Source organism: Halobellus inordinatus, assembly GCF_024498335.1.
GTDB lineage: Archaea > Halobacteriota > Halobacteria > Halobacteriales > Haloferacaceae > Haloquadratum > Haloquadratum inordinatus.
Genome location: NZ_CP101825.1, coordinates 2452347 through 2477451 on the forward strand (window position 1 = coordinate 2452347; position 25105 = coordinate 2477451).

23 protein-coding genes and 1 tRNA gene are annotated in these 25105 nt (G+C 65.7%); 10 read left to right on the forward strand and 14 right to left on the reverse strand.

Annotated features, from left to right (window positions below; genetic code table 11):
* Nucleotides 1-56: 56 nt before the first annotated feature.
* Entirely contained in the window at nt 57-1091 is a 1035-nt protein-coding gene (asd, locus tag NO362_RS12530) for an aspartate-semialdehyde dehydrogenase (RefSeq protein ID WP_256289725.1), read from the reverse strand.
* 271 nt (nt 1092-1362) lie between these two features.
* On the opposite strand from asd, the gene NO362_RS12535 reads away from it, so the two are divergent.
* A complete protein-coding gene (locus NO362_RS12535; RefSeq protein WP_256545536.1) occupies nt 1363-3207 on the forward strand; it encodes an acetyl-CoA carboxylase biotin carboxylase subunit in 1845 nt (614 codons plus the stop codon).
* Between the two features lie 10 nt (nt 3208-3217).
* Entirely contained in the window at nt 3218-4180 is a 963-nt protein-coding gene (locus tag NO362_RS12540; RefSeq protein ID WP_256545537.1) for a biotin--[acetyl-CoA-carboxylase] ligase, read from the forward strand.
* Nucleotides 4181-4331: 151 nt separating this feature from the next.
* Here NO362_RS12540 and NO362_RS12545 read toward each other — a convergent pair whose 3' ends face one another.
* On the reverse strand, nt 4332-4613 hold the full coding sequence (locus NO362_RS12545) for a hypothetical protein (protein WP_256289728.1): 282 nt from the start codon (nt 4611-4613) through the stop codon (nt 4332-4334).
* Nucleotides 4614-4782: 169 nt separating this feature from the next.
* On the opposite strand from NO362_RS12545, the gene NO362_RS12550 reads away from it, so the two are divergent.
* The 3 genes from NO362_RS12550 to NO362_RS12560 all read left to right on the forward strand — a co-directional run bounded on the left by NO362_RS12550 (nt 4783) and on the right by NO362_RS12560 (nt 7348).
* Nucleotides 4783-5580: an inositol monophosphatase family protein gene (locus NO362_RS12550; protein WP_256545538.1), complete on the forward strand. Its 798-nt coding sequence runs from the start codon at nt 4783-4785 to the stop codon at nt 5578-5580.
* An 89-nt stretch (nt 5581-5669) separates the two neighbouring features.
* Complete coding sequence (locus tag NO362_RS12555) at nt 5670-6119, forward strand: Lrp/AsnC family transcriptional regulator (RefSeq protein WP_256289730.1); 450 nt, start codon at nt 5670-5672, stop codon at nt 6117-6119.
* 89 nt (nt 6120-6208) lie between these two features.
* The gene (locus tag NO362_RS12560; RefSeq protein WP_256289731.1) at nt 6209-7348 is read left to right on the forward strand and encodes a DUF63 family protein; all 1140 of its coding nucleotides are present in this window, start codon (nt 6209-6211) and stop codon (nt 7346-7348) included.
* A 194-nt stretch (nt 7349-7542) separates the two neighbouring features.
* Here the strand turns inward: NO362_RS12560 and NO362_RS12565 are convergent, their stop codons facing one another.
* Complete coding sequence (locus NO362_RS12565) at nt 7543-9237, reverse strand: YcaO-like family protein (protein WP_256545539.1); 1695 nt, start codon at nt 9235-9237, stop codon at nt 7543-7545.
* Nucleotides 9238-9378: 141 nt separating this feature from the next.
* Between NO362_RS12565 and tbsP the strand changes: the two genes are divergently transcribed.
* The 3 genes from tbsP to NO362_RS12580 all read left to right on the forward strand — a co-directional run bounded on the left by tbsP (nt 9379) and on the right by NO362_RS12580 (nt 12564).
* Nucleotides 9379-10200 carry a transcriptional regulator TbsP gene (gene tbsP, locus NO362_RS12570; RefSeq protein WP_256545540.1) on the forward strand — a complete coding sequence of 274 codons (822 nt, stop codon included), beginning with the start codon at nt 9379-9381 and terminating at the stop codon, nt 10198-10200.
* Between the two features lie 129 nt (nt 10201-10329).
* Complete coding sequence (gene glyA, locus NO362_RS12575) at nt 10330-11577, forward strand: serine hydroxymethyltransferase (RefSeq protein ID WP_256545541.1); 1248 nt, start codon at nt 10330-10332, stop codon at nt 11575-11577.
* Between the two features lie 99 nt (nt 11578-11676).
* Nucleotides 11677-12564: a bifunctional methylenetetrahydrofolate dehydrogenase/methenyltetrahydrofolate cyclohydrolase gene (locus NO362_RS12580; protein ID WP_256545542.1), complete on the forward strand. Its 888-nt coding sequence runs from the start codon at nt 11677-11679 to the stop codon at nt 12562-12564.
* Nucleotides 12565-12605: 41 nt separating this feature from the next.
* Here the strand turns inward: NO362_RS12580 and NO362_RS12585 are convergent, their stop codons facing one another.
* The 5 genes from NO362_RS12585 to NO362_RS12605 form a co-directional block, all read right to left on the reverse strand.
* Complete coding sequence (locus NO362_RS12585) at nt 12606-13028, reverse strand: DUF7969 family protein (RefSeq protein WP_256545543.1); 423 nt, start codon at nt 13026-13028, stop codon at nt 12606-12608.
* Nucleotides 13029-13309: 281 nt separating this feature from the next.
* Nucleotides 13310-13873, reverse strand: coding sequence for an HAD family hydrolase (locus NO362_RS12590; RefSeq protein ID WP_256546641.1), 564 nt, complete (start codon nt 13871-13873; stop codon nt 13310-13312).
* A gap of 75 nt (nt 13874-13948) precedes the next feature.
* Complete coding sequence (locus NO362_RS12595) at nt 13949-15154, reverse strand: alanyl-tRNA editing protein (RefSeq protein WP_256545544.1); 1206 nt, start codon at nt 15152-15154, stop codon at nt 13949-13951.
* 76 nt (nt 15155-15230) lie between these two features.
* Nucleotides 15231-15758 (reverse strand): helix-turn-helix domain-containing protein, encoded by a 528-nt coding sequence (locus tag NO362_RS12600; RefSeq protein WP_256545545.1) that lies wholly within the window; start codon nt 15756-15758, stop codon nt 15231-15233.
* A 215-nt stretch (nt 15759-15973) separates the two neighbouring features.
* Nucleotides 15974-16058: transfer RNA gene (locus tag NO362_RS12605), tRNA-Leu, on the reverse strand.
* Between the two features lie 121 nt (nt 16059-16179).
* Here NO362_RS12605 and NO362_RS12610 point away from each other — a divergent pair.
* Entirely contained in the window at nt 16180-16740 is a 561-nt protein-coding gene (locus NO362_RS12610; RefSeq protein ID WP_256545546.1) for a DUF420 domain-containing protein, read from the forward strand.
* Nucleotides 16741-16875: 135 nt separating this feature from the next.
* Entirely contained in the window at nt 16876-17268 is a 393-nt protein-coding gene (locus tag NO362_RS12615) for a MoaD/ThiS family protein (protein WP_256545547.1), read from the forward strand.
* Nucleotides 17269-17334: 66 nt separating this feature from the next.
* Here the strand turns inward: NO362_RS12615 and purF are convergent, their stop codons facing one another.
* From purF to NO362_RS12645, 6 genes are all read right to left on the reverse strand, one after another.
* The gene (purF, locus tag NO362_RS12620) at nt 17335-18909 is read right to left on the reverse strand and encodes an amidophosphoribosyltransferase (RefSeq protein WP_256545548.1); all 1575 of its coding nucleotides are present in this window, start codon (nt 18907-18909) and stop codon (nt 17335-17337) included.
* A 105-nt stretch (nt 18910-19014) separates the two neighbouring features.
* Nucleotides 19015-19365 carry a hypothetical protein gene (locus NO362_RS12625; protein WP_256545549.1) on the reverse strand — a complete coding sequence of 117 codons (351 nt, stop codon included), beginning with the start codon at nt 19363-19365 and terminating at the stop codon, nt 19015-19017.
* A 150-nt stretch (nt 19366-19515) separates the two neighbouring features.
* On the reverse strand, nt 19516-21429 hold the full coding sequence (gene dnaK / locus NO362_RS12630) for a molecular chaperone DnaK (RefSeq protein ID WP_256545550.1): 1914 nt from the start codon (nt 21427-21429) through the stop codon (nt 19516-19518).
* Nucleotides 21430-21637: 208 nt separating this feature from the next.
* A complete protein-coding gene (locus NO362_RS12635) occupies nt 21638-22381 on the reverse strand; it encodes an alpha/beta fold hydrolase (RefSeq protein ID WP_256545551.1) in 744 nt (247 codons plus the stop codon).
* Nucleotides 22382-22478: 97 nt separating this feature from the next.
* Nucleotides 22479-23492 carry an amidohydrolase family protein gene (locus NO362_RS12640; RefSeq protein ID WP_256545552.1) on the reverse strand — a complete coding sequence of 338 codons (1014 nt, stop codon included), beginning with the start codon at nt 23490-23492 and terminating at the stop codon, nt 22479-22481.
* 79 nt (nt 23493-23571) lie between these two features.
* Nucleotides 23572-24801, reverse strand: coding sequence for an HD domain-containing protein (locus NO362_RS12645; RefSeq protein ID WP_256545553.1), 1230 nt, complete (start codon nt 24799-24801; stop codon nt 23572-23574).
* Between the last annotated feature and the right edge of the window lie 304 nt (nt 24802-25105).

The following is a 25105-nucleotide window of genomic DNA, read 5'->3' on the forward strand; positions in this document are numbered from 1 at the left end:
TTTTCACGTCGCTCTATCCGAAGTATGAGAGACGATTCTGGCAGTCTCCGGGCCGCTTAGACCCAGCCTTCTTCGACGAGGAGTTCGCCGTTGAGCAGCGAGGCACCCGCTGCGCCGCGGATCGTGTTGTGCGCGAGGCAGTTGTACTTCACGCCGTTCTCGGTCGTCTGGATCCCACCGGCGGAGATCTGCATCCCGTCGCCGCGCTCGCGGTCGAGGCGGGGCTGGGGCCGATCGAAGTCCTCGAAGACGTGAATGAGCGGGTCGGGCGAAGAGGGGAGATCCACGCTCGGGAACTCCCGCATCGCTTCGGCGACGTCCTCGGTCGAGACGTCCTCGGCCGTTTCGGCGAAGACGTTTTCGAGGTGGCCGTCGAGCGTCGGAATGCGGTTACAGGAGGCGGCGACCTCCATCCCGTGGAGGTCGATCTCCGCGCCGTCGAACTCGCCGAGGAGCTTTCGTGACTCGGTTTCCATCTTCTCGTCCTCGCCGTTGATGTGCGGGATGGCGTTGTCGATGATCTCCATCGACGTGACGCCGGAGTAGCCCGCGCCGGAGACCGCCTGCAGCGTCGAGACCTGTACCGCTTCGAGACCGAACTGATCGAGCGCCGCGAGCGTCGGGACCATCGTGATCGTCGAGCAGTTCGGGTTCTTCACGAGCGCGCCGTCCCAGCCGCGTTCGTCGCGCTGCACCTCGATGAGGTCGAGGTGCTCGGCGTTGATCTCGGGGATCGTGAGCGGGACGTCCGGGGCCATCCGGTCGTTCGAGGAGTTCGAAGAGACCACGTAGCCCGCGTCGAGGAACTCGGGTTCGACTTCGGCCGCGACGCCGGACGGGAGCGACGAGAAAAGCAGGTCGACGTCGTCCGGAACGTCTCCCGGCGTCGTCGCGCCGACGGTCATCTCTGCGACGTCGTCCGGAATCGGGGTATTCACGCGCCACTTCGCCGCCTCGCGGTAGGTCTTGCCCGCGCTGTCTTCGGAGGCGGTGAGCGCCGCGAGCTCGAACGTCGGGTGGTCGTCGAGGAGTTGGATGAACCGCTGTCCTACTGCGCCCGTTGCGCCGAGGATACCGACACGTACTGTCATTACCGTGGGCGTGGGAGACACACACATAAGGCGGTTTGGATTTCCCGCGTATTTCACGAACGTTCAGATACGTCGCTAACATCGGGAGAGAAATTGAGTAATATACGGTATCCGAGGCACTTGAGTCAGATTTTTCACCAAAATTGCGTCTGCCCCTCGATGTCGGCGCTTTTTTCGAGTCTGACAGGCCGCGGACATATCGACGATCGTCGAATACCCCTTCGTGCAGAACCGACAGATAGACGTGCCGCGTTTCAGAACGTTTCGACAAATGTTCAGCAAGGTTCTCGTCGCCAATCGCGGAGAGATCGCCCTGCGAGTGATGCGGGCGTGCCGCGATCTCGGTGTCCGCACCGTCGCGGTCTACAGCGACGCCGACAAGCACGCCGGGCACGTCCGGTACGCCGACGAGGCGTACAACGTCGGTCCCGCGCGCGCCGCGGACTCGTATCTCGACCACGAGGCCATCATCGAGGCCGGACGCAAGGCGGGCGCTGACGCGGTCCACCCGGGCTACGGCTTCCTCGCGGAGAACGCCGAGTTCGCCCGAAAGGTCGAGGAGAGCGAACTGACCTGGGTCGGCCCGTCCGCTGACGCGATGGAGCGCCTCGGCGAGAAGACGAAAGCCCGCGCGCTGATGCAGGAGGCGGACGTGCCGGTCGTCCCGGGGACGACAGAGCCGGTCGAATCAGCCGAGGAAGTAAAGCAGATCGCCGAGGAGTACGGCTATCCGGTCGCGATCAAAGCCGAGGGCGGCGGCGGCGGGCGCGGGCTGAAGGTCGTCCGCTCCGAAGACGAGGTCGAAGAACAGTTCGAGACGGCCCAGCGCGAGGGCGAGGCGTACTTCGACAACGCCTCCGTCTACGTCGAGAAGTACCTCGAAGCGCCGCGGCACGTCGAGGTGCAGATCCTCGCCGACGAGCACGGGAACGTCCGCCACCTCGGCGAGCGCGACTGCTCGCTCCAGCGACGCCACCAGAAGGTGATCGAAGAAGCGCCGTCGCCGGCGCTCGACGCCGACCTCCGCGAGCGGATCGGCGAGGCGGCCCGCCGCGGCGTCCGCGAGGCCGACTACACCAACGCCGGGACGGTCGAGTTCCTCGTCGAGGACGGGGAGTTCTACTTTATGGAGGTCAACACGCGGATCCAGGTCGAACACACCGCCACCGAGGAGGTCACCGGGATCGACGTGGTGAAGTGGCAACTGCGCGTCGCCGCCGGCGACGAACTCGACTTCGCACAGGAGGACGTCGAGATCGACGGCCACGCGATCGAGTACCGAATCAACGCCGAGGACGCCGCGAACGACTTCGCGCCCGCCACAGGGTCCCTGGAGACGTACGATCCGCCGGGCGGCATCGGCGTCCGCGTCGACGACGCCGTCCGGCAGGGCGACGAGATCGGCGGCGACTACGACTCGATGATCGCGAAACTGATCGTCTCCGCAGGCGACCGCGAGGAGTGTCTCGCACGCTCGGAACGGGCGCTCTCGGAGTTCGAGATCGAGGGGATCCAGACGATCGTTCCGTTCCACCGCCTGATGCTGACCGACGAGGCGTTCCGCGCGGGCGAGCACACGACGAAGTACCTCGACGAGGAACTGGACCGCGAGCGGATCGACCAGGCAGTCGAGAAGTGGGGGTCGGCCGACACGGTTGCCACCGCCGACGCGGACGGCGAGAGCGACGAGACAGACGCCGAAGAAGTGACCGAGCGCGAGTTCACCGTCGAGGTCAACGGCAAGCGCTTCGAGGTCAACCTCGAAGAGCGCGGTGCCCCTCCGATGCCGGACGTCGAAGCGATCAGCAACGGTGGCGGGGCTGGCGGCCAGGGCGCACAGGCGACGCGCTCGCGACCCGAAGCAGCGACGTCGGAAGACGACGAAGTCGTCATCGAGGGCGAGGGCGAGCAGGTCGCCGCCGAGATGCAGGGCACGATCCTCTCTGTCGAAGTCGAGGAGGGCGAGGAGGTCGCCGCCGGCGACGTCGTCTGCGTCCTGGAGGCTATGAAGATGGAGAACGACATCGTCACCGAACGCGGCGGCACCGTCACGCAGGTCCTCGTCGAGGAGGGCGACAGCGCGGATATGGGCGACGTGCTCGTCGTCTTAGAGTAGGAGAAAGCAGATGAACGAGACCCGACGCGCGCTCTTGGCCGCACTCGCCGACGGCCCCGTCTCGGGGCCGGTGCTCGCCGAGCAACTGGGCGTCTCGCGAGCGGCCGTCTGGAAGCAGGTCGAGGCGCTCCGCGAGGAGGGCTTCGCGGTCGAAAGCGGCGACGACGGCTATCGCATCGTCGACGTTCCGGCGTACGGGGCCGCGGCGATCGAGTTCGGACTTGCGGCACCCTACCGGATCGAGTATCACGACGAAATCGGGAACACGAACCATCGCGCCCGTGAACTCGCCGACGAGGGGGAAGCCGACGTCGTCGTCGTCGCCGACGAACAGACTGGGAGCCGCGGACGCTTAGAGCGCGAGTGGACCGCGCCGTCGGGCGGCATCTGGGCGAGCGTGCTCGTCCGCCCGCAACGCCCGCCCAGCGAGGCCCCGATGTACACGCTCGCGGCCGCCGTCGCCATCGCCAGTGCAGCGCGAGCGGTCGGCGTCGACGCGCAGATCAAGTGGCCAAACGACGTGCTCGTGGCCGGGAGCGGGGAGACGGCCGAATCCACGCAGACGGAGCGAAAGCTCGCCGGGATTCTGACCGAAATGGAGGGCGAGGCCGACCGCGTCTCGTGGCTCGTCGCGGGCTGTGGCGTGAACGCGAACATCGACCGGGAGGACCTCCCGCCGGGAGCGACGAGCCTCCGCGCGGAAGTCGGCGACGTGGATCGACGCGTGTTCCTCCAGCGGATGCTGGAGACGTTTTACGACCTGACGGCCGAAGACGCCGATCTCGACGCAGTACTCGATGCCTGGCGCGAGCACGCCGCGACGCTCGGCCGACGGGTCCGGGTCGAAACCCCGCGTGGAACGATCGAAGGGGAAGCTGTCGACATCCGCTTCCCCGGAAGTCTCGTCGTACAGACTGACGACGGCGAGGAAGTCGTCCACGCGGGCGACTGCGAACACTTGCGGCCCAGCTAACGCTCGATCTTCGAACGGCGGCCTGCAGAAAAAACCGAGTCGAACGTGATCCGCGTCCGCGGCAGACAGCGTCGTGGTGTCTGGTGTGACTGCCTACGAGATTCGCGACCCCGGAGTCGCGACACCCTTCACAGCCGGATAGACGACAGTATCAGTTCCCGTCGCCGCCGTCCGTGAGCGGGCGGCCGCCGGCGGTGAGAACGCCGTCGGCGATCTGGCGGGCTTCGGCCGGTGACGGGCGGGTGCCGTCGACGAAGCGCGAGCCGAGTTCCTCGACGACGTCCATCACGTCGGAGAGGTCGCCCTCTTGGGCAACCTCGGCGAATACGTCCTCGTACGCGTGCGTTTCCCAGTGGCTGATCTCGTAGTCGTAGGTGTCGGTCTTCGAAGCGACTGCGTACCGAAGCTGTCGTGCCGCGTCGGACGGGTTCATACCTGTTATAACGGGATCTGGATACTAAAATGTACTCAGACTCGAAATCGAGTTAATAGTGCTGTAGCGGCGCTGTCTCTCGGTTATTCACCCTCCGAGACACGGCGCGGCTCTGATATGGCACGCACCAACCCGAGACGTTTAGGACGGCAGCGAATCGTGCTCAAGTATGGCGAACGAAGACCGGACGGCGGTCGCACGGCAGGCGGCCGAGGCGGGCGCAGCCGTCGCAGTCGAGCGCTTTCGGACCGAGATCGACGTCGAGCAGAAAGAGGGAAAGACAGACGTCGTGACGCAGGCCGATCGCGACGCGCAGGTGGCCGTCATCGACGCCATCAGGGAATCGTACCCCGAAGACGCGATCGTCGGCGAGGAAGAGGACGAACTGAAAGTGATCCCTGACTCCGGCGCGGCGTGGGTGATCGACCCAATCGATGGGACGAACAACTACGTCCGCGGCACTCGCGTGTGGGGGACCGCGGTCGCTTCGGTCCGGGACGAGGAGCCGCTGGCGGGCGCGACGCACTTCCCTGCGCTCGACGACGTCTACTGGACGGACGGTGAGCAAACGTACCGGAACGGTGATCCCGTCACCGCCTCGACCACCGACGACCCGGAGGCCGGCGTCGTCGCGCCGACGCTGTGGTGGGACTTCGACGCCCGCGATCAGTACGGGCGGGCCTGTCAGGCCATCGTCGACCGCTTCGGTGACCTCCGGCGCGTCGGTTGCGCGCAGGCCGCTCTCGCGAGCGTCGCCGACGGGTCGCTCGACGGCGTCGTGACGAATCTGCGAGCCAACCCCTGGGACACAGTCGCCGGCGTCGCGATGATTCGCGCGGCTGGTGGGACCGTCACCGACCTCGATGGCGAGCGCTGGCGACACGATTCGGTCGGCCTGGTCGCCTCGAACGGGCACGTCCACGAGACGATGTTGGACGCCGCCCGAGAGATCGGCCGGATCGAATGAACCGGTATTCGGCGGCCGCCTCCGTCGTTCGGCGTATGTAGCCCCACCACATCCAAAGCGGCAAGTCGCTGGGGGTATCACCGGTTACTATGGAACTGGACGAGACGGACAGGGCGATTCTGCGGATCCTCCAGTCTGACGCGCGGACGCCGTTCAGCGAGGTCGCAAGGCAGATCGAGATGTCGAGTGCGACCGTCCACGATCGTGTGAGTCGGATGGAGGACGCCGGCGTCATCGAGGGATACCACGCGAAGATCGATCCGCGGGCGATCGGTCTCGGAACGTCGGCGCTCGTCGGTCTCCGAATCGAGCAGGGGAACGAGAACGACGCGCTCGAACGGCTACGGGAGATCGAAGGGGTCCAAGAAATTCATCTCACGACGGGCGAGTGGGACGTCGTGCTCCGCGTCTACGCCGAAGACACCGACAGCCTCCGCGAACTGATGTTCGACAACATCGCGAAAGTCGAGGGGTTCTCCCGATCGCAGACGATGGTGATCCTCGCGACTGACCTCGAAGAGCGGCCGCTGCCGATCTGATAGCCGGGATCGCTCGATCTACACGCGGTCACGCGGAGGGCGCACCACAGACCGGAATCCTCAACACGCCCGCCGTCGGCTTTTCGCGTATGTCAACAGTCGCCGAACGCGTCGGCGTCGATCCCGAGCGGCTCTGGGCCGGGGGCGTGGCGACCGCGCTCGTCGCGCTCGTGGTCGGATCGCTCGTCCTCCCCGAGACCGTCTACGACGGCTTCATCTGGCACTACTTCTGGGGTCCCGTGCAGGCGGACGCGAACTCCGCCGTCTGTGCTATCCGCCCCGGAAGCACCGTCGAGTATCTGTACAGCTCACAGGCGTGTGCGAGCGCGGCTGAGCCCGTTGCGTACCCCGGCTACACACTCGTCTCGGAAGTCGGCTATATGGTGACGCTGCTCGTCGCGCTCACCGGCGTCGTCTTCCTGCTGCGGCGACTCGACCTCGGCACCGACAGGGAGTTCTTCTACGCGCTGCTCCCGTTCGTCTTCTTCGGGGGGGCGCTCCGCGTCGTCGAGGACGCCAACGACGCCGTCCCCGCCGCGGACGCCCTCATCACCTACCCGCTCAACACGCTGTTTATCAGCCCGATCATCTACTTCACCGTCTTCGCGCTCACGCTCGTCGCGGTCGTCGCCACCATCTGGGCGTCGCGTGCCGGCCTCGTCGAGCGGTACGACCGCCTCCTGTTCGGGGTCGGCTCCGTCGTGTTGGTCGTCACGCTCGGTTACCTCTTCTCGCTCTTTCTCACGGGCGCGGAGGGCGTCGAGTTCTATCCGCAGGTCCTCGGGACCGTGCTCGTCGGCGCGACGATTACCGCGGGCGTGACGTGGTGGCTCATCGAGCGGTTTGCGCCGGCCGTGAACGAGGGGACCGGGCGAATCGGCTTCGTTATCCTCTGGGGGCACGCCATCGACGGCGTCGCGAACGTCATCGGCCTCGACTGGATGACCGCGCTCGGAGCGGGGCCGAATCTGATCCCGAAACACCCGGTCAATCAGTTCGTCGTCGACGTCACCGGCTCGCTCCTCCCGGCGTCGGTGCTGGCGGTGACCGGCGACACGTGGCCGTTCCTCCTCGTGAAACTCGTCGCTGCGACGTTCGTGCTCTGGGTGTTCGAAGACGAAATATTCGAGGAGAGTCCGCGCTACACGATGTTGCTGCTCGTGGCCGTCCTCGCGGTCGGGCTCGGTCCGGGCACCCGAGATATGCTCCGCGCGACGTTCGGTGTGTAGGCGGTCGACTGTTCGTATCCGGACAGAACTTCGCGACGGACGCTTTTATACTAAGACGCGGCCAGTGCCCGCATCACTCACTAGCGTACCGCGCGACGATTTGCGGGAGTCCGACACCCCGTCGCGCGAGCCGCGCCGTCGGTGTCGGCTGTCAGCTCCGCACGCCAGCTCACGCCGTCACGAGGGAGACCGAGTCACGGGAACGGGTGGTAGGGCCGATCGGGCTCCGGTTCGAATCCGAGGTCTGACGGGACGGACCGCGCGCGCTCTCCGAAGAACGGGCTCCCCTGGAACAGCGGTTGGGCTTCGGGCACGAGCACCCGGACAGCCTCGAAGCCGAGCGAGGCGACGTCGGCCGTCGTCGTCCGCGCGGCGTAGGCGTCGAGTCCGGCGTCAGCGACCCGCTCGACCGCCGCTGTGAGTTCTGTGGTGCCACTCGGGGGCTCCTCGGGGCCGACGCGTTCGGCCGGGACGCTTGCGTCGGCGTCGACGAAGTCGCGAGCGGCCTCGGGGAAGTCGGCGTACTCGCCGATCGCGCCGCCCTCTGCGGAAGCCTGCTTCGGTCCCATCGACCGCAGTTCCATCCAGTTCTGCAGCGCCTCCGCCAGTGCCGACCTCGCGGCGTCGGTGGGATCGAGCGACGCCCCCGACCCGACGGCGAACCGCGGCCACTCCCCGTCTCTGTGGACGGCCGCGGCCACCACCGGAACGTCGACGTCCTGGGTCACGAGCAGCGCCGTCACCGACAGGTCTTCCGCCCGCGCTCGCTTGCAGAGTTCGCCGTAGCCGGGGTCCGAGACTCTGAGTTCCAGCGGTTCGAACGTCGAGTACCACGCGAGCATCGTGGCGTCTCGCTCGACGACCTCGTAGAGGCCCGAGAGCAAGGCTTCGGCCCCCGAATTTCCGAGCCCCAATCCCGTCGTGATCGCCGGCTTGTACTGCTCGACTGGTGGCGGGTAGTGGACGAACTCCGCCGGCAGCGACACCGTCTCGTCGGTTCCGAGGTCGACGCCCGAGACCCAGGGAATCGGCGTTTCGGGGTCCGGGGCCTGATAGTCGTCGGGCCGGACGAAGCGCGACGGCGAAACCGGACGCGCCCGCGTCCGCTCGGGAGCGACGGTGAACTCCGAGCCGCGGTAGACGCCGGCGCAGTAGCGTTCCAGCGCCTCCCCGAGTGCCTTCATAAACGCGGCGTCCCAGTCGGAATCGACGCCGGCCGCGAACTCGGCCGCGCGAGCGTCGCTGAACCCTTCGGTGTCGGACGTCTGTGCGAGGTAGTACGGGACCGGAAACGACTCGCGCTCGCCGACCTGCGCGACGATTCCCGTCCGCTCGTCGAGGGCCCGTTCCGCGCGGGCCAGTGAGTCGTCGAGGTCGACTGCTCGGTACTCCCGCCGAACGCTGCGATCACGCGACGTCGGCTCAGGTACCGGGAGAATCGGCCGCTCTGCGGTTATCCCCGTGCCGGAGACTTCGACGACGGTTCCGGAAACGTCGTCATCGCCCGTGAGAAGTGCGATAGCCCGTCGACCAGCGATCGCACCGGCGAGTCGAACCGCGCTGCGCTCCCCAGACGGCGTTCCGGTGGAGTCGGTCGTCGCAGCAACACGCGCACGCAGGTCGGCGAAACTGACTCCCGCGGCGCCGAACACGGAGACGCTGGCGTCGACTGATCCGACCACGTGCCCACCGACGCCGCCGATTTCGACCACGACAAGACGCTCGCGTGGGCCGACAGCGTCCTCGACGTCGCTTCCCGCCGGGACGACGACGAGCGTCAGTGCCGGGTCGTCGGCAGCCTCCACTACGCGTGCGTCGATGTCCTCGAAGGCGGCCGCCGCGGCCGCTGCAGCGGGACCGCTTCCGACGAGTTCGATCTCGTATGTCACAGATCCGCCGTCGGCCGTGACGAAGAAAAAGCAGCGGGGTCTGACTCGATGGCCCGTGCTCGGGGCGTCTCCACCGTGATCAGAGAATATACAGACTATACTGCGTTAAAATTAAATACACACTGGTAAATTATACAACGTATGTCCTCTGAATCGAACGTGCTCGAATCCGACGTCGAGCACGTCATTTCGTCGGCCCTCCAGTCGGCTTCGGACGTCGTGTACGTACTCGATCCGACTCCGGAGATCGTAGTATCGCTCGTCGAGGTCGCCGCCGAGTCAGCGTCCCCGCCCACGATTCGTGTGCTCGCTGACAAGCAGTTGTTGAAGGACGTGATGGACGATTTCCTCGTCGCGAGCAACGCCGCCGACCTCGTTGTTTCCGGAATCCTCGAACTCCGCGTTACGGCGGAGCCGGTCGAAAACACCCTGCTCGTGACCGACTCGTCGGTCGTCGCCGTCGTCAGCGCCGGTGACCAAGTGGCCGGGTTGCAAACCGACGACGAGGCGTTCGTCGAGGGCGCAAACGACGCCTACAGTGAGCAGTTCCAGGAAGCCGAGGAATTCAGACTTCGAACACCCGCGATTTCGGCAGTCCGCACGTCCCTCGAAGAGGACCTCGGCGAAGCGGTCCGTTCGGACTTCGACGCGGTTCTCGGGCTGCTCGAAACGGTCCGAAGCGACGGACCGGGACTCGACGAAGTAACGATCAGTTTGCTCGTCGCCGCGAAGAACGACGTACTCCTGTACGACGTCTCGAAGTGGGGCGAGGACGTGGGCATCGCCAGCAAGGCGACGTTCTCGCGGACGAAGACCGAACTGGAGGATCTGGGCCTGATCGAGACGGAGAAGGTACCAATCGACGTCGGTCGACCGCGCCTGCGGTTACGACTCGGCGACGACCGGCTCCACGATGCGGATCCCGACGAACTCGTGGCCGCCGCGCGCGACGTTCTGGAGTAACGTTTGCCGGAAGACAGACGGGCGGGTGAGAGAGCCGTCCCGCCATTCTAATGCACGTTTGTGACGATTTCACCGCCAGTTGGATCCAAAGTGAACACACTTATTGGGTGGACGGGCCCCCTATGACGTATGGACTACAGCCACGTCCGCGACGTCGACCCGGACGTCGCAGACGCGCTCTCCGGCGAAGTACAGCGACAGCGGGACACGCTGGCGATGATCGCGAGCGAGAACCACGCGAGTGAGGCGGTCCTCGAAGCGCAGGGGAGTGCGCTCACGAACAAGTACGCCGAGGGGTACCCGGGCGAGCGGTACTACGCGGGCTGTGAGTACGCCGACGAGGTCGAGAACCTGGCGATCGAGCGAGCGAAGGAACTGTGGGGCGCAGAGCACGTCAACGTCCAGCCCCACTCCGGCACGCAGGCGAATATGGGCGTGTACCTCGCGATGTTGGAGCCGGGCGATAAGATCCTCTCGCTTGACCTCACGCACGGCGGACACCTCTCGCACGGTCACCCGGCGAATTTCGCGGGGCAGACCTACGAGGTCGAACAGTACGAGGTCGACGCCGAGACGGGCTACGTCGACTACGAGGGTCTCGCCGATATCGCCGAGGAGTTCGACCCCGACATCATCGTTTCGGGGTACTCCGCGTACCCCCGCGAGGTCGACTTCGAGCGCGTGCAGGAAGTCGCAGACGACACCGACGCGTACCATCTCGCGGACATCGCACACATCACGGGCCTGGTCGCTGCGGGCGTCCACGAGTCGCCGGTCGGCGTCGCGGACTTCGTGACTGGCTCGACGCACAAGACGATCCGCGCAGGTCGCGGCGGGATCATTATGTGCGACGAGGAACACGCCGATGCGATCGACAACGCGGTCTTTCCCGGCGCTCAGGGCGGCCCCCTGATGCACAACATCGCGGGCAAGGCCGTCGGGTTCAAAGAAGCGCTCTCCGAGGAGTTCGACGCTTACGCCGAACAGACGGTCACGAACGCCAAAGCGCTCGCCGAGACGTTCACCGAACACGGTCTCGAAGTTGTCTCCGGTGGCACGGACAACCACCTCGTGTTGGTCGACCTCCGATCCTCGCATCCCGACACGACGGGTAAAGACGTCGAGTCGGCACTCGAAGAGGCCGGGATCGTGATGAACGCGAATACGGTCCCCGGCGAGACGCGCTCGGCGTTCAACCCGAGCGGGATCCGCCTCGGGACGCCGGCGCTCACGACGCGTGGCTTCGACGAGGAGGCCACCCGCGAGGTCGGCGAACTCGTGGTCCGCGTGGTCGACAACTACGACGACGAGGACGTCGTGGCAGACGTCGCAGACCGCGTACAGGAACTCTGCGAGGAGTTCCCGCTCTACGAGTAACGCTCCGAAACATACGACACGCCGTTTTTTCGACGCATCTGCCTCGTTTTCAGCGCGGAAACCCACACGTTTGAAGTGTGCTACCGATCCCTATAGCGTATGACCGAGATCATCGACGGCAACGCCGTCGCCGAGGACATCCGGAACGGCCTCCTCGACAGCATCGAGACGCTGACCGACGCAGAGACGACGCCCTGTCTCGCCACCGTCCTGATGAACGACGACCCTGCGAGCCAGACGTACGTCTCGATGAAGCACAAAGACTGCGAGGAAGTCGGAATCGCGACGCGTGATATCGAGATCGACCCCGAAGCCCCCGCAGACGAACTCTTCGAGACGGTCGACGAGCTGAACGCCGACCCCGAGGTACACGGCATCCTCGTCCAGATGCCGCTTCCGGACCACGTCGACGAGCGGGAGGTCCTGCGGCGTATCGACCCCGCGAAGGACGTCGACGGTTTCCACCCCGAAAACGTCGGTCGGCTCGTCGCCGGCAACGCTCGATACAAGCCCTGCACGCCCCACGGCGTCCAGAAACTCCTCGCCGCCGCGGACGTCGAAACCGAGGGCGCAGACGCCGTCGTCGTCGGTCGATCGAACATCGTCGGCAAACCGATGGCGAACCTCCTGATCCAGAAGGCCGAGGGCGGCAACGCGACCGTCACTGTCTGTCACTCCCGAACTGATGACCTCGCCGAAAAGACGCGTGCGGCCGACATCGTCATCGCCGCGGCTGGCGTCCCCGAGATGATCACCGGCGAGATGCTCTCGGAGGGGACCGTCGTGATCGACGTCGGAATCAACCGCGTCGAGACCGACGAGGGCTCCGAACTCGTCGGTGACGTCGACTACGAGAGTGCGAAAGAGAAGGCGAGCGCGATCACGCCCGTCCCGGGCGGCGTCGGGCCGATGACGCGCGCGATGCTCCTGTGGAACACGGTCAAGGCCGCAGGCGACGTGGCCGGGATCGAGGTCGACCTGCCGTAGGCCGCGGGCGACTCCCTGTTACGACGTCGTCGTCCCGCTTTTCAGCCACCGAAACCGCTCGGTCCCCCCGGGCCGCTCGGGCCGTCTGTACCCCGTGGTTGGGACGGTCCGCCACCCGCGATCGTCGTGTGAGTGGCTTCCGGCCGTGGTTCGACTTCTTCGCCGTCCACGAATCGGACGAACGAGAGGTAAAACGGTCGTCCGCACGGACTCTCCGCAGTCGGATCTTCGACGTCGTCCGCGTCGCTCCGTTCACCCGTCCACCGCAGAGCGTCGACGTCGTCGCCACCCTCGCCACAGACGAAGCGGACGCCGTCGGTCGCCTCGAAATCCTCGTCGGGCTCGACATACTCCCACCCGGCGAGCGGGTAGGGTGTGACCGACTTATCAGCGAGGTAGCCCTCCCGTTCCAGTTCGACGACGGCACCGCAGTGTGGACAGTAGTACGTGACCGGATAGCTCATTACGCAGGTAACGGGCTCGAATGGACTTAACGCCCGCGCCGACAGGGATTTACGCCGCATCGAACGCTCGAAATCGGATACCTATAGTGGCATTTGCAAGTCCTCACTCATCGGATCGTACGCTATCGTGCGATCAGATGAGCAATCAGTTGCAAATGCTACCATAGAGTTCAAATACGATCGGGGGACCAGCGACCGCGTGCGTTGACAACGGCCGGGAGACGTGACGCGGGAGTGCGGCACGGCGTCTCGCCGGAACGCGGGTGCCGCCTGTTCGCCAGCTACTCTGAGACGGTCGATGTAGCGGACCGCTCGTCGACGTAGCGGAACGCGACGCCCGCGCGTCGGGCCGCCTCCTCGTCTCGCTGGGAGTCGCCGACGAACACGGCGTCCGCTGGGTCCACATCGATCTGACGGAGCGTTTCGAGCAGCGGCTCCGGATCGGGTTTCCGCGTCGCCACGGTGTCGCGTCCGACGACGGCGTCGACGTGGGGATCGAGTCCGTGAACGTCGAGCGCGGTCCGACAGGCGTCTTCGCAGTTCAGCGAGCAGACGCCCTCTGCTTGGAACTGGCCGACTGCGTCAGCGTGCGGAAGCCGTTCGGAACGCTGTGCGCCGTCGCGCTCGTGACTCGCGATGACGGTCTCAACGTCGTCGCGGAGCCCTGACTCGTCGGCGAGCTCCAGGAGTTCCCAGAGATCGATCCCGGCGGCGTCGATCCCGGCGTTTTCGAACACCGTGGCGACGTCACCGGTGACGATCTCCCAGTCCACAGGGAGGTGTACGAGGGTCCCGTCCAGATCCCAGACGACGGCATCGAACTCCTCGAGTGGCGGCACCTGTATCGGGTGGTTCGTCATTAGTGGTCGTAGGAGCGCGAGGTGAAAAGGCGCTTCGGAAGACCTGACGCTTCGGAAGGCCTACTCCGTCGATTCCCACTCGCGAAGCGCGTCACGGACGTCTGCGGGGTCGGCGTCGAGACCGCCACCCTGTGCGAACGGCGGCCCGCCACCGCCGCCGCCCCCATACTCGTCGGTGACGGCATCGACGACGTCGCCGGCGTGGACACCGCTCTCGGATCCGGCCGCGACGACGACGTAGGGTCGCTCGTCGCCACCGACAGCACCGACGACGCCCGCGTCGTCGACCGCTTCTTTCGCCGCCTCGCCAGCGTCGTTGGGATCGACGCCGTCGAGCACGCCGAGTCGCCACGTCGCACCCTGCTTCTCGACGGCTTCGAAGCCGTCGATCGCGTCAGCGACGGCCGCCTGTTCGAGTTCGCGAACGCGGTCCTGGAGATCGTCGCGCTCGGACCGGACCGCGACTGCCGTCTCCGCGAGGTCGTCGACGTTCGTTTCGAGCGCCGCCGCGGTCTGCCGGAGCGCGCGATGCCGCTCTGCGCTACGGCCGATACCACCCGGTCCGACAGCGAACTCGACGCGAGTGAGTCCCTCGCCCGGATTCGACCGATCGAGGACCGTGACCGGGCCGATCTCTCGCGTGTTCCCGACGTGGGTGCCTCCACAGGCGGCGACGTCCCAGCCGTCGATGTCGACGATTCGGACCGTGTCGGCGTCATCCATCACACCTTCTTCGGTCTTGGTGTTGAACGCGACGTCCTCGCGAGCCGTCGCTTCCTCGGTCGGGACTTCCTCCCAGCTCACGTCCAGGGAGTCCCACACAGCTCGGTTGGTCAATCGTTCGAGCTCGACGAGCGTCTCGTCGTCGATGTCGGTCGGCGTGGTGAAGTCCACGCGAACCTTCTCCTCGGCGATGTCGAAGCCGCCGTAGCCGAGATCCTCGAGGAGGCGACGTCCCGCCCCGTAGAGCACGTGGCTCGCCGTGTGAGCGCGCATACAGTAGGTGCGGAAGTCGTCGTCGATCACACCGGAGACTGTGTCGCCGACCTCGAAGTCGGGCGAGGACGCAAGCGTGTGGTGCACGGCGTCGCCGTCGTCTTGTACGTCGACGACCCGGATGCCGTCGATCGTTCCTCTGTCCGCAGGCTGTCCGCCGCTCTCGGCGTAGAAGTACGTGGTGTCGAGCGTCACCGTCCGGTCGTCGAGAGCGACGACCTCGGCGGTGAACTCGCGAACCTCGGGATCTGCCGGGGCACGTGTTCGCATACGAGCCGCTGAGGGTGTCGGGAGACAAAAATGGTGGCAGTTCACCCGCCCGATGCGCCGTCGCGTCGAGGGCCGACTACTCGTCGACCAGTTCGACGCCGAGCCGCTCTTCGAGCGCTCGGACGAGTGACCCGCCGACGCCAGCACGCGTCGCACGCCCCTGCTCGACGGCGACGACATCGGCCTCTTCGACGTCGAGTTCGGCCGCCAACTCCTCGGTCGTCAGTCCCGCGTCCTGTCGTGCCGCTTCGACGCGATCCCCGTAGCCGGTGACGAGGTAGGGGAGCCGGTCCTGCTCGTAGTCGGTCCCCTCTTTCTCCCAGTGGCTCGCATCGCCTTTCGCCTGGTCGTACATCCGCGCCTGTTTCTGGGCCGCGCGCTTGCTGCGGGACGTCTCGGAGTCGTCGTAGCCGGCCCCGGAGTCCGCTCCCGAGGACGCGCTGGTCGTCTTTTGCGAGTCGTCGTGTGGCGCACAGTCCTCACAGACGAGGAGTTCCGCGCCGGCGACGTTGGCCCGGCGGAGATTGCCGGTCGAGCGACCGCAGAGTTCGCAGCTGTCGCCGTCGCCACCGCCGCTTCCGCTTCCGGTGGAGTATTTGGGCATAGCACTCCGTACTGGCTCCACAGTTTAAAACGTAGCCCCGTCGACGCCGCGCCGCCTGCGCCGCCTGTTGCCGGGGCTGACAGCCGTCGGCGACTTTCGGAACCGAGCGCGACGGCCGTGGCTATCGAGTGTAGCTTCGGAAGGATTGTGCGTGGGTGCTGTGTCCCCGAAGGGATGAGCACCTGCATCGAGTGGCGGATTTGTCCGCCGTGCGATGCGTGGGACCGGATTTGAACCGGCGGACCCCTATGGGACAGCGCCCTCAACGCTGCGCCGTTGGCCTAGCTTGGCTACCCACGCTCGCAGTGTCGTATCGTGCAATCACTGGTTGTCCGGGGTAATTTAAATGAGTTTCCTTTCGACGGCGGGAGTCGCTTCTCGCAGCCGGCACCGTTTTTACCGCTCCGTCCGGCCATCAGGTATGGAACTGCGTGCCCGCGATCACGTTCTCGAACTCACGACGGCACTCACGGCGGTTTCGCTCGCCGCGGTGTTCGGAGCCGTGCTCGGTGCGATCCCTCCGTCTGTCGTCCCTGAGGCGCCTGCAACGCTACTCGAGGCGATTCCGCATATCAACGCTGCACTCAGCACGGCCGCGATCGTGACGATCCTCCTCGGCGTGCGCTTCATCCGGCAGGGCGATGTCGGTCGACACCGCGCGATGATGCTCACGACGCTCGGGCTGTTCGTCGCGTTCCTCGTGCTCTACCTCTACCGGCTCATTCTCGTGGGCACCGCCGACTTTCCCGGACCGGAGACCGTCTACCAGTTCGTCTATCTGCCGACGCTCGCGGTCCACATCCTGCTCGCGATCGTCTGCATCCCGCTGTTGTACTACGTGCTGTTGCTCGCGGTCACACGTTCGATCCCCGAGATCTACGACTCCGCGCACAGACGAATCGGTCGCATCGCCGCCTCACTGTGGCTGATCTCGTTTTTCCTCGGCGACGTCGTCTACGTGATGCTGTACGTCGTGTACTGATACCGTCGGACCTACGATGTGAATATTGTCGGCACCCCCGGGGTGTCACACTACTTCTCGAACGTCTATCCGGCAGTACGAGGCTCCGAACATATTCGGCGGCATCGACATATGGATCGGCGGTCTACAAAGAGTATGGCGCAGCCTCAGGCTCGGTCGACGACGGAGACGACCGTCGACGTGCGCGCGACGGGCCACGTCCGCGACGCGCTCGGTAAGTCACAGCTCACGTACACCTTCGAGGGCGACACGCTACGCGAGTTCGTCGAGGAGTTCTTCGCGGAGTACGACGTCCGCGACCTCGTGATCGCCGAAACCGAGGCTGACTCGACCACTCGGGGCTGGGCGCCCATCGACGCGGCCGACGTCCCCGGGCATCTCCGAAAGAATCCGGACGGCGAACGAACGCGCGCTTACGCGCGAATCCTGATCAACGGGCAGTTCAACGAGAATCTCGACGGGTTCGATACGGAACTACAAGACGGCGACAGAGTCGCGCTCGTCTATCCGTTCCTCTTCTGTCTGTAGCCCGTCGCTGTCTGACAGTACTGTAAGGGGACCGCAGAACGTTGCCGTCGACGGGACTGCAGAACGTTAGTCGTCGGCGTGGGCGGGCTCACCCTCGCCGATGACCGGCCGCTGGACGTCGCGGTCGGTCTCCTCGCCCTCGATGTCGTAAGGATACTCGCCGGTGACGCAGCCGAGACAGAGATCGAGTTTCGACGCTCCGAGAACGTCGGCGACGGAGTCGACCGAGAGGTAGCCGAGACTGTCGGCGCCGATCTCCTCGCAGATCTCCTCGATCGAGCGATCGGCCGCGATGAGTTCCTCACGGGAAGCCATATCGATCCCCATATAACACGGCGCGACGATCGGCGGCGCACCGATGCGGACGTGGACCTCCTCTGCGCCGGCGTCCCGGAGCAGCGAGACGAGCTGTCGGGACGTCGTTCCGCGGACGATGCTGTCGTCGATAATCGTGACCGAGCGTCCCTCGATGGTGCTCTTGATGGGGTTGAGCTTCAGTCGGACCGCGCGCTCGCGCTCGTCCTGCGTCGGCATAATGAACGTCCGGCCGACGTAGCGGTTCTTCATCAGCCCCTCTGCGAACTCGACGGCGTCTTCTCCTTCGTCGCGCGCTGTCCCGTCGGCGGTCGTCTCGTTGGCCGCCTCGGCGTAGCCGGAAGCGAACGCGCGGCCGGAGTCTGGGACGGGCAACACGACGTCCGTCTCGACGCCGGACTCCTCCCAGAGCTTTCGCCCGAGGTCGCGACGGGCCTCGTAGACGAGCGTGTCGTCGATGACTGAGTCCGGGCGGGCGAAGTAGACGTGTTCGAAGAAGCAGTGGGCGGTGTCGTCGTTCTCGACGAGTTGATAGGTGTCGTATCCGGAACCGTCCGGTTCGAGGACGACGAGTTCGCCCGGTCGAACGTCCCGGACGAGTTCGCCGCCGAGCGTGTCGATCGCGGCGGACTCGGAGGCGACGACGTAGCCGTCCTCCAGTTCGCCGATGCAGAGTGGACGATTCCCCTGCGGGTCGCGGACGGCGAGGACGGTCTCGTCGTGCATAATCGTCAGCGCGTACGAGCCGTGAATTCGATCCATCGTCCGCTTGACGGCGCGGACGAGGTCGGCTTCCAGAAGATTCCGCGCGAGGTCGTGAGCGATGACCTCCGTGTCGCCGTCGGACGTGAACGCGTGGCCCAGATCGGCGAGTTCCTCGCGGATCTCGTCGGCGTTGACGAGATTGCCGTTGTGTGAGAGCCCGAGCGACCCGGACTTGAACGAGACCGAAAACGGCTGGGCACAGGAGGCGTTGACGCCGCCCGAGGTGGGGTAGCGGACGTGACCGATTCCAGTCTGTCCCGCCAGCGAGTCGAGGTCGGACTCGTCGAAGGCGTCCCCGACGAGGCCCATCTCGACGTGGCTGTGCTGTTGGAAGCCGTCGTGAGTGACGATTCCCGCGGACTCCTGCCCGCGGTGCTGGAGCGCATACAGCGAGTAGTACAGCGGACGTGCGGCCGCCCGCTCGTCGAGCGCGACACCGACGACACCGCACTTCTCGGTCGGACCGGAGAGGTCCGCGCTCGTCGGTGTCCCGTGTGTCGGTCCCGCGTTCGTCGTCTCGCGTCCGGGAGTGGGGTTCGAAGGGTCCCGCCCGTCAGGCATATGCGAGGATACGGATGCCGGGGGCTAAAAACCCGTCCATATGCTACCTTCGTCCGATAATCCGGGGCAGAATGTACACACACGTGTATACCCGGGTGGCCGTTATCAACCGAGGAAGGCGCCGTTCGATCGTCGGTAGTAGGTGGTCGTTCCCCCGTCGGTTTCGATCCGTTTCGACGCGAGGTACTCTGCGTCGCGCAGGTTTATCACGGCTTCGCGGACCTGGCGCTCAGTCACATCCATCGGTGCGACGTCGACCTCGTCGTCATCGTCGTCCTCGCAGTCGCTCCACGTGTCAGTTTCGGGCGTGACGACGGTGCCACCGTCTGCGAGGAGGTCGTGGAGTTCGGGGACGGTGTAGGCTCGCGGTTCGACGGCGTCGAGGAACTCTGCGACCGAACGTTCGACTTCGGTCCACTGCTTACCGGACTCCCACTCGTCGTCACTGATAGGCATACGCGCCGGTCGAACGGCACCGGAAAAAGTATTTTGCCAGATTGGACTCGGTCCGGCCGGCGCTCACTGCGGGCCTGTGAGGTCGACGCACTGTTCTACCGTGTCGACGGCCGTGATTACAAAAAAGCTCCCAGAGGGCGTAGACGCGAACTACTCCTCGTCGTCTTCGTCGACGTCCTCGAAGTCAGCGTCGACGTACTCGTCACCATCGCCGGCAGCGCCGCCCATATCACCCATTCCGCCGGGGCCAGCACCGGCAGCGCCGCCAGGACCTGCTCCTGCGGCACCCGCGCCGGCGCCGCCTGCACCGGCCGCCTGCTGGGCTTCGTACATCTGCTTGCCGATCTCCTGCAGTTCGGTGGTGAGCGCTTCGGTGACCTCTTCGAGGTCCTCTTTCGTCGCGTCCTCGTCTTCGAGGGTCGCCTCGACGTCTTCGATCTTCGCTTCGATCGACTCGCGGAGGTCGTCGTCGACGTTCTCTTCGTTCTCTTCGAGAAGCGTCTCCGCGCGCTGGACCGTGCTCTCGGCCTCGTTGCGGGCCTCGATGCGCTCGCGACGCTGTTCGTCCTCTTCGGCGTGCGCCTCGGCTTCGTCCTGCATCCGCTCGATCTCCTCGTCGGAGAGGCCAGCGCCGCCCTCGATGGTGATGGACTCGGCGTTGCCGGAGCCTTTGTCCTCGGCTTCGACGTTCACGATTCCGTTCTCGTCGATGTTGAACGAGACCTCGATCTGGGGCGTTCCGGCCGGGGCCGGCGGGATGCCGGTGAGCTGAAACTCGCCGAGCAGTTCGTTTTCGTCTGCGATCTCACGTTCTCCCTGGAAGACCCGAACGTTCACGGACGTCTGATTGTCCGCGGCCGTCGTGAAGATCTTCGATTCCTCGGTCGGGATCGTCGTGTTCTTGTCGATGAGTCGCTCGAAGAGGCCGCCCTTGACCTCGATACCGAGGCTCAGCGGCGTCACGTCGAGCAGGACGATGTCGTCGACCTCGCCGCCGAGGACGCCACCCTGGATCGCCGCGCCGAGCGCGACGGCCTCGTCGGGGTTGACGTTCTTCTTCGGCTCGATGCCGAGCATCTCCTCGACATTCTCGTGGACCTGCGGCATCCGGGTGGAGCCGCCGACGAGGATGACTTCGTCGATGTCGCCCTTATCGTAGCCGGCGTCTGCGAGCGCCTGTTCGGTCGGGCCGACGGTGCGCTCGATCAGATCCTCGGTGAGCGACTCGAACTTCGCGCGCGAGAGCGTCTCTTCGAGGTGGACCGGGCCGGTGTCGGTCGCCGTGATGAACGGGAGGTTGATCGTCGTCTCCTTTCGCGAGGAGAGTTCGATCTTCGCTTCCTCGGCGGCGTCCTTCAGTCGCTGGAGCGCCTGCCGGTCCTCGCGGAGGTCGATGTTGTGCTCGTTTTTGAACTGCTCGGCGAGCCAGTCGATGATGGCCTCGTCCCAGTCGTCGCCGCCGAGGTCGTTGTCACCGTTCGTCGCGACGACCTCGTAGACGCCGCCGCCGAGGTCGAGCACGCTCACGTCGAACGTCCCGCCACCGAGGTCGTAGACGAGAATCGTCTGATCGGAGTCGTCGTCGAGACCGTACGCCATCGACGCCGCAGTCGGTTCGTTGACGATGCGCTCGACCTCGAAGCCGGCGATCTCGCCGGCGTCCTTGGTCGCCTGGCGCTGGCGGTCGTTGAAGTACGCCGGGACCGTAATGACGGCCTTCTCGATCTCGTCGCCGAGGTAGTCTTCGGCGTCGCGCTTGATCTTCTGGAGGATCATCGCCGAGATCTGCTCGGGCGTGTACTCGTCGTCGTCGATCTCGACGGTGTAGTCGTCCTCCCCCATATGCCGCTTGATCGAGCCGATCGTGTGCTCTGGGTTCTGGATCGCTTGGTTCTTCGCGGGCTTGCCCACGAGTCGCTCGTCGTCGTCGGTGAACGCCACCACAGAGGGCGTGGTGCGGTCGCCCTCGGAGTTCACGATGATCTCCGGGTCGCCCCCTTCCATCACCGCGAACGCGCTGTTCGTGGTGCCGAGGTCGATACCGAGGATCTTGTTGCTCGCCATCTTGCCGCCAACTACTGGTCTAAATCGGTTAAAGGTTACTAGACGGTGGCAGCCGGGGGTGAATCGCTCGCCTCCGCTGTACTGCGATTTTCCTGTGTGGTTGCCTGTCAGGTAGTAGGATTTATATTGAAGCGCACGTCAGCCGCCTCGAGCCGGCCGGGGCGGAGACGGCGACGACCGACTGGTCCAATTAGATAATTGCGTCCGCTCAGATCACTTCCGGCCCCGAATCGAGTGCCCCGAGCACGTCTTCGAGGACCGGCTCGCGCCCCGGTGACGCGAAGAACTCGTGGCCGCCGTCGTACTGGCGACGGTTCGGCGGCGGGGCGCGCGCTTCGATTGCCGCCGGGTCGACGACCTGGTCGTCCGGTGTGTAGAACACGGCGTCTTCGTCGTCGAAGGGGCCAAGTCGCGATTGTGCGTCCCGAATCGTCGCCAGGAACGCCGGCGAGAGCCCGCTCGGACCGGTCTCAGCCTCCGCGGGCGACTTCAACGCGCCGATCGCGTCGACGTCCAGTTCCGGATCGTAGAGCCGTCTCGTGGTCGGGAGTCGCTCGAAGACGGCGAGAACTGCGCGATCGAGCAGGCCGTCGGTTTCGACGCCCCACCACGGACTGAGGAAGACGTTTCGAACGTCGTGGTTGCTCGCGAGGTGTTCGGCGATCAGTCCGCCGGTGCTGTGACTCAAGACGACGTCGAAGTCGTGCTCGCGCACGTACTCGCCGAGCGGCGCGAGGTACTGGTCGTCGAAGTCCCAGACGTTCGTCGGAATCGTGACCGCGTGGACGCGGTAGTCGGCTTCGATCAGCCGCGTCAGGAGCCACGCGACGTGTTCGTGCGTCGGCTTGTTCCCCCAGCCGAGGACGAAAAGCAGATCGTCGCCGTCTGTGCCGCGGCGCGTAATCTGCATCCGCGGGGTCACGCGGCCGAGGGCCGGGCGTGGAAGGTGCATATGCCCGAACCGTTCGGAGCGCAGAAAAGTCCTCGCCACGACGGTACTGCCGGACGGTGGCCACTCGGCGTCCGGCGGTTGGCGTCTGATTTGCGATTCAGACGATGACGTCTTTCACGTCCGCTGCGCCCGCACGGCGGACGACCGCACGGACTACGTCTTGCGCTCCCCCGAGGTTGTCGGAGTCGCCGTCGAGGACGAGGAGTTTCGCCTCGCGACCGGGCTCGATGACGCCGTAGTTCAACCCTGCAATCGCCGCGCCGTTGACAGTCGCCATCTGCAGCACCTCGCTCGCCGACACGTCCGCGAGTTTGGCGGCGAACTCCATCTCGCGGAACATCGACGGCGAGTTCAACATCACGTTGTCGGTGCCGAGCGCGACCGTAGTCCGTTCGGTCAATTCGCGGATCGGCGGCACGCCGACGCCGGTGACGAGGTTCGACCGCGGACAGACGACCACCGGGATGTCGTTGTCGGCCAGCCGTTCGTAGTGGAGCGGTTCGGGGTGGACCATATGGACGAGAAAGTCCGGATCGAGGTCGAGCGCGGTGTTGATGTCGTGCGGGTCGCGCTCGCCAGCGTGGATCCCGAACAACTTCTCGGCCTCGCGGGTGGCGTTCCGCAAGCGGTCGAAGTCGGCGTCGCGCGCGCCTGAGGCACCGAACCCGTCGGATTCGTGCATCGCGTCCTCGGATTCGCGGCCGAGGACGACCGGGTCGATCGGGAGACTGGCGGCTGCATCACGGATGTATTCGACGCCCTCGACGCCGCCCTCGCGGAACTCGATGCAGGCGGCCGTCCCGGTCTCGCTCATCAACCGGAGCGAGCGACGCATCGCGTCGACGGTCTCCTCGCGGCTCGCCGCTCTGAGGAGTTGGTGTTTCAGTCCGTCCGGCGGCGCGACCAGTTCGTCCAGCGAGAGGCCCGCACCCGCTTCCTTGGCGATCGAGTCGCCGATGTGTGTGTGCGCGTTGACGAACGCCGGGAGCACGATGTCGTCGGCGTAGACGTCGGCTTCCTCGACGGCCGTGATCACGCCGTCCTCGACGACGACGCGGCCCCGGATGGGTTCGAGTTCGGGCCCTCTGAGTACGGTCCCCTCGACGATCATTGCGCGAGTGTCGCCAGCGCAGCGGCTTGAAACTCCCGAAGCGGAACGATCTCGTCGTGCGCGGCGAATAGAGATACCATCACGATTCCGTGAACTCGTCCAGCGTCGCCGTCACACCCGGCCGTACGTCCGAGACGAGCGCGCCGTCGACGTCGAGACCGAGCGTTTCCACGGCGAGCCGCCCCGCACGATCGGTCTCGTCGGCAGGAACGTAGACGCCGAGCCGCCACTGTTGCTTCTGGGCGGTCCGCAGCGCCGACACCAGGGGCGACTGTTTGCCCAGCCGACGCATCTCGCCGCTCACCATCACCCGCGACGTCGATTCGGTCATCGACGGCCGTTCCGGGACGTCGACGACGACCTGCTCGGCCGGCAGTCCGGCGCGGTCTGCGATCTCCGTTTCGAGGTCGCGCAGCGTCTCGTAGTCGGCGTCGACGACGCTTTCGGGGACGGCCTCCAGTTCGGCCCACACCGCGCGTTTGTACAGGTCCCGAGTCCGGAGCCGACGGGCGAACTCGCTCGTCGCCGGCGTCGTCCGGAGCGCGACCAGGAGGTCGTGGTCGTCCATCCGGCGAAGCCGTCGGGGAGTGACGTTCGGCTGTTCGAGCAGCCGTTCGGCGCCCCGTCGGAGCATCGCCTTCGAGATGCGGGCGACGTGGTGCTGGTAGACGGTGGGATTCATCAACGCGCGCGCGAGCAGCAGCGACTCGGCGGTCTGGACGTTCCCCTCCGCGAGGACGAGTTCGCCGTCGACGAAGGTGAGTTCCCGGATCAGGCGCTCGTGGTCGATCGTGCCGTAGGGGACGCCCGTGTGGTGGGCGTCGCGCACGAGGTAGTCCATTCGGTCGACGTCCAGCTCGCCCGAGACGAGCTGTCCGTACTTGGCGTCGCCGGCGACGAGGTCGGCGATGTGCGCGGGATCGAGGTCGTGATCGCGGAGCACCGCGCCCACCGTCCCCTCGTCGAGGAGTTCGTGCACGTCGTCGTGGTACTTGCCCGTGTGACGGTGGGTGACGTCTTCGACGTTGTGACTGTACGGGCCGTGACCGACGTCGTGGAGGAGCGCCGCTGCGCGGAGTCGCTCGGCCTGGATCCCGTCGATGCCGAGGTGCTCGAGCGCGCGGTCGGCGAGGTGATAGACCCCGAGCGAGTGCTCGAACCGGGTGTGGTTCGCCGACGGATAGACCAACTGGACCGTCCCCAACTGCTTGATGTGGCGGAGCCGCTGCACCGGCTCGGTGTCGAGGAGGGCCGCCGCAACGCCTTCGACCTCGATGTGGTCGTGGACGCTGTCTTTGATCGTCGCCATACGTCGGGTTGCGCGGCATCGTACAAAAAGCGTCGGCCGCCGACGGCTCCTCTCGGTGCTAGCCACACGCTACGACCTCACCCGTGAGACGTGTCGAAATCGACTGAACGCTGGAACGGCGAAAACAACGGTGTTGTGGAAAACAGCGATTTGAGCGCCTCAAGCCGACTATTTCGAGGACAGTTTAGCCGAATTTAGCCGGATTTCATTCGGCGCGTGGCCCCGAATCCGAGTTGACCGTCGCCCCAGTTGAAGTGGGTCCCCGAGTAAGGGATGGTTGCGACGTCGTACAGATAGTTCGACG

Bases quoted from the DNA above. Each gene is read 5' to 3' on its own strand.
- NO362_RS12535 (WP_256545536.1), top strand. From the start codon at position 1,363: ATGTTCAGCAAGGTTCTCGTCGCCAATCGCGGAGAGATCGCCCTGCGA.
- dnaK (WP_256545550.1), bottom strand. From the start codon at position 21,429: ATGGCGAGCAACAAGATCCTCGGTATCGACCTCGGCACCACGAACAGC.
- NO362_RS12600 (WP_256545545.1), bottom strand. From the start codon at position 15,758: ATGCCCAAATACTCCACCGGAAGCGGAAGCGGCGGTGGCGACGGCGAC.
- tbsP (WP_256545540.1), top strand. From the start codon at position 9,379: ATGTCCTCTGAATCGAACGTGCTCGAATCCGACGTCGAGCACGTCATT.
- asd (WP_256289725.1), bottom strand. From the start codon at position 1,091: ATGACAGTACGTGTCGGTATCCTCGGCGCAACGGGCGCAGTAGGACAG.
- NO362_RS12540 (WP_256545537.1), top strand. From the start codon at position 3,218: ATGAACGAGACCCGACGCGCGCTCTTGGCCGCACTCGCCGACGGCCCC.
- NO362_RS12625 (WP_256545549.1), bottom strand. From the start codon at position 19,365: ATGCCTATCAGTGACGACGAGTGGGAGTCCGGTAAGCAGTGGACCGAA.
- NO362_RS12545 (WP_256289728.1), bottom strand. From the start codon at position 4,613: ATGAACCCGTCCGACGCGGCACGACAGCTTCGGTACGCAGTCGCTTCG.
- NO362_RS12640 (WP_256545552.1), bottom strand. From the start codon at position 23,492: ATGATCGTCGAGGGGACCGTACTCAGAGGGCCCGAACTCGAACCCATC.
- NO362_RS12580 (WP_256545542.1), top strand. From the start codon at position 11,677: ATGACCGAGATCATCGACGGCAACGCCGTCGCCGAGGACATCCGGAAC.
- NO362_RS12560 (WP_256289731.1), top strand. From the start codon at position 6,209: ATGTCAACAGTCGCCGAACGCGTCGGCGTCGATCCCGAGCGGCTCTGG.
- NO362_RS12585 (WP_256545543.1), bottom strand. From the start codon at position 13,028: ATGAGCTATCCGGTCACGTACTACTGTCCACACTGCGGTGCCGTCGTC.
- purF (WP_256545548.1), bottom strand. From the start codon at position 18,909: ATGCCTGACGGGCGGGACCCTTCGAACCCCACTCCCGGACGCGAGACG.
- NO362_RS12615 (WP_256545547.1), top strand. From the start codon at position 16,876: ATGGCGCAGCCTCAGGCTCGGTCGACGACGGAGACGACCGTCGACGTG.
- NO362_RS12595 (WP_256545544.1), bottom strand. From the start codon at position 15,154: ATGCGAACACGTGCCCCGGCAGATCCCGAGGTTCGCGAGTTCACCGCC.
- NO362_RS12635 (WP_256545551.1), bottom strand. From the start codon at position 22,381: ATGCACCTTCCACGCCCGGCCCTCGGCCGCGTGACCCCGCGGATGCAG.
- NO362_RS12610 (WP_256545546.1), top strand. From the start codon at position 16,180: ATGGAACTGCGTGCCCGCGATCACGTTCTCGAACTCACGACGGCACTC.
- NO362_RS12645 (WP_256545553.1), bottom strand. From the start codon at position 24,801: ATGGCGACGATCAAAGACAGCGTCCACGACCACATCGAGGTCGAAGGC.
- NO362_RS12555 (WP_256289730.1), top strand. From the start codon at position 5,670: ATGGAACTGGACGAGACGGACAGGGCGATTCTGCGGATCCTCCAGTCT.
- NO362_RS12550 (WP_256545538.1), top strand. From the start codon at position 4,783: ATGGCGAACGAAGACCGGACGGCGGTCGCACGGCAGGCGGCCGAGGCG.
- glyA (WP_256545541.1), top strand. From the start codon at position 10,330: ATGGACTACAGCCACGTCCGCGACGTCGACCCGGACGTCGCAGACGCG.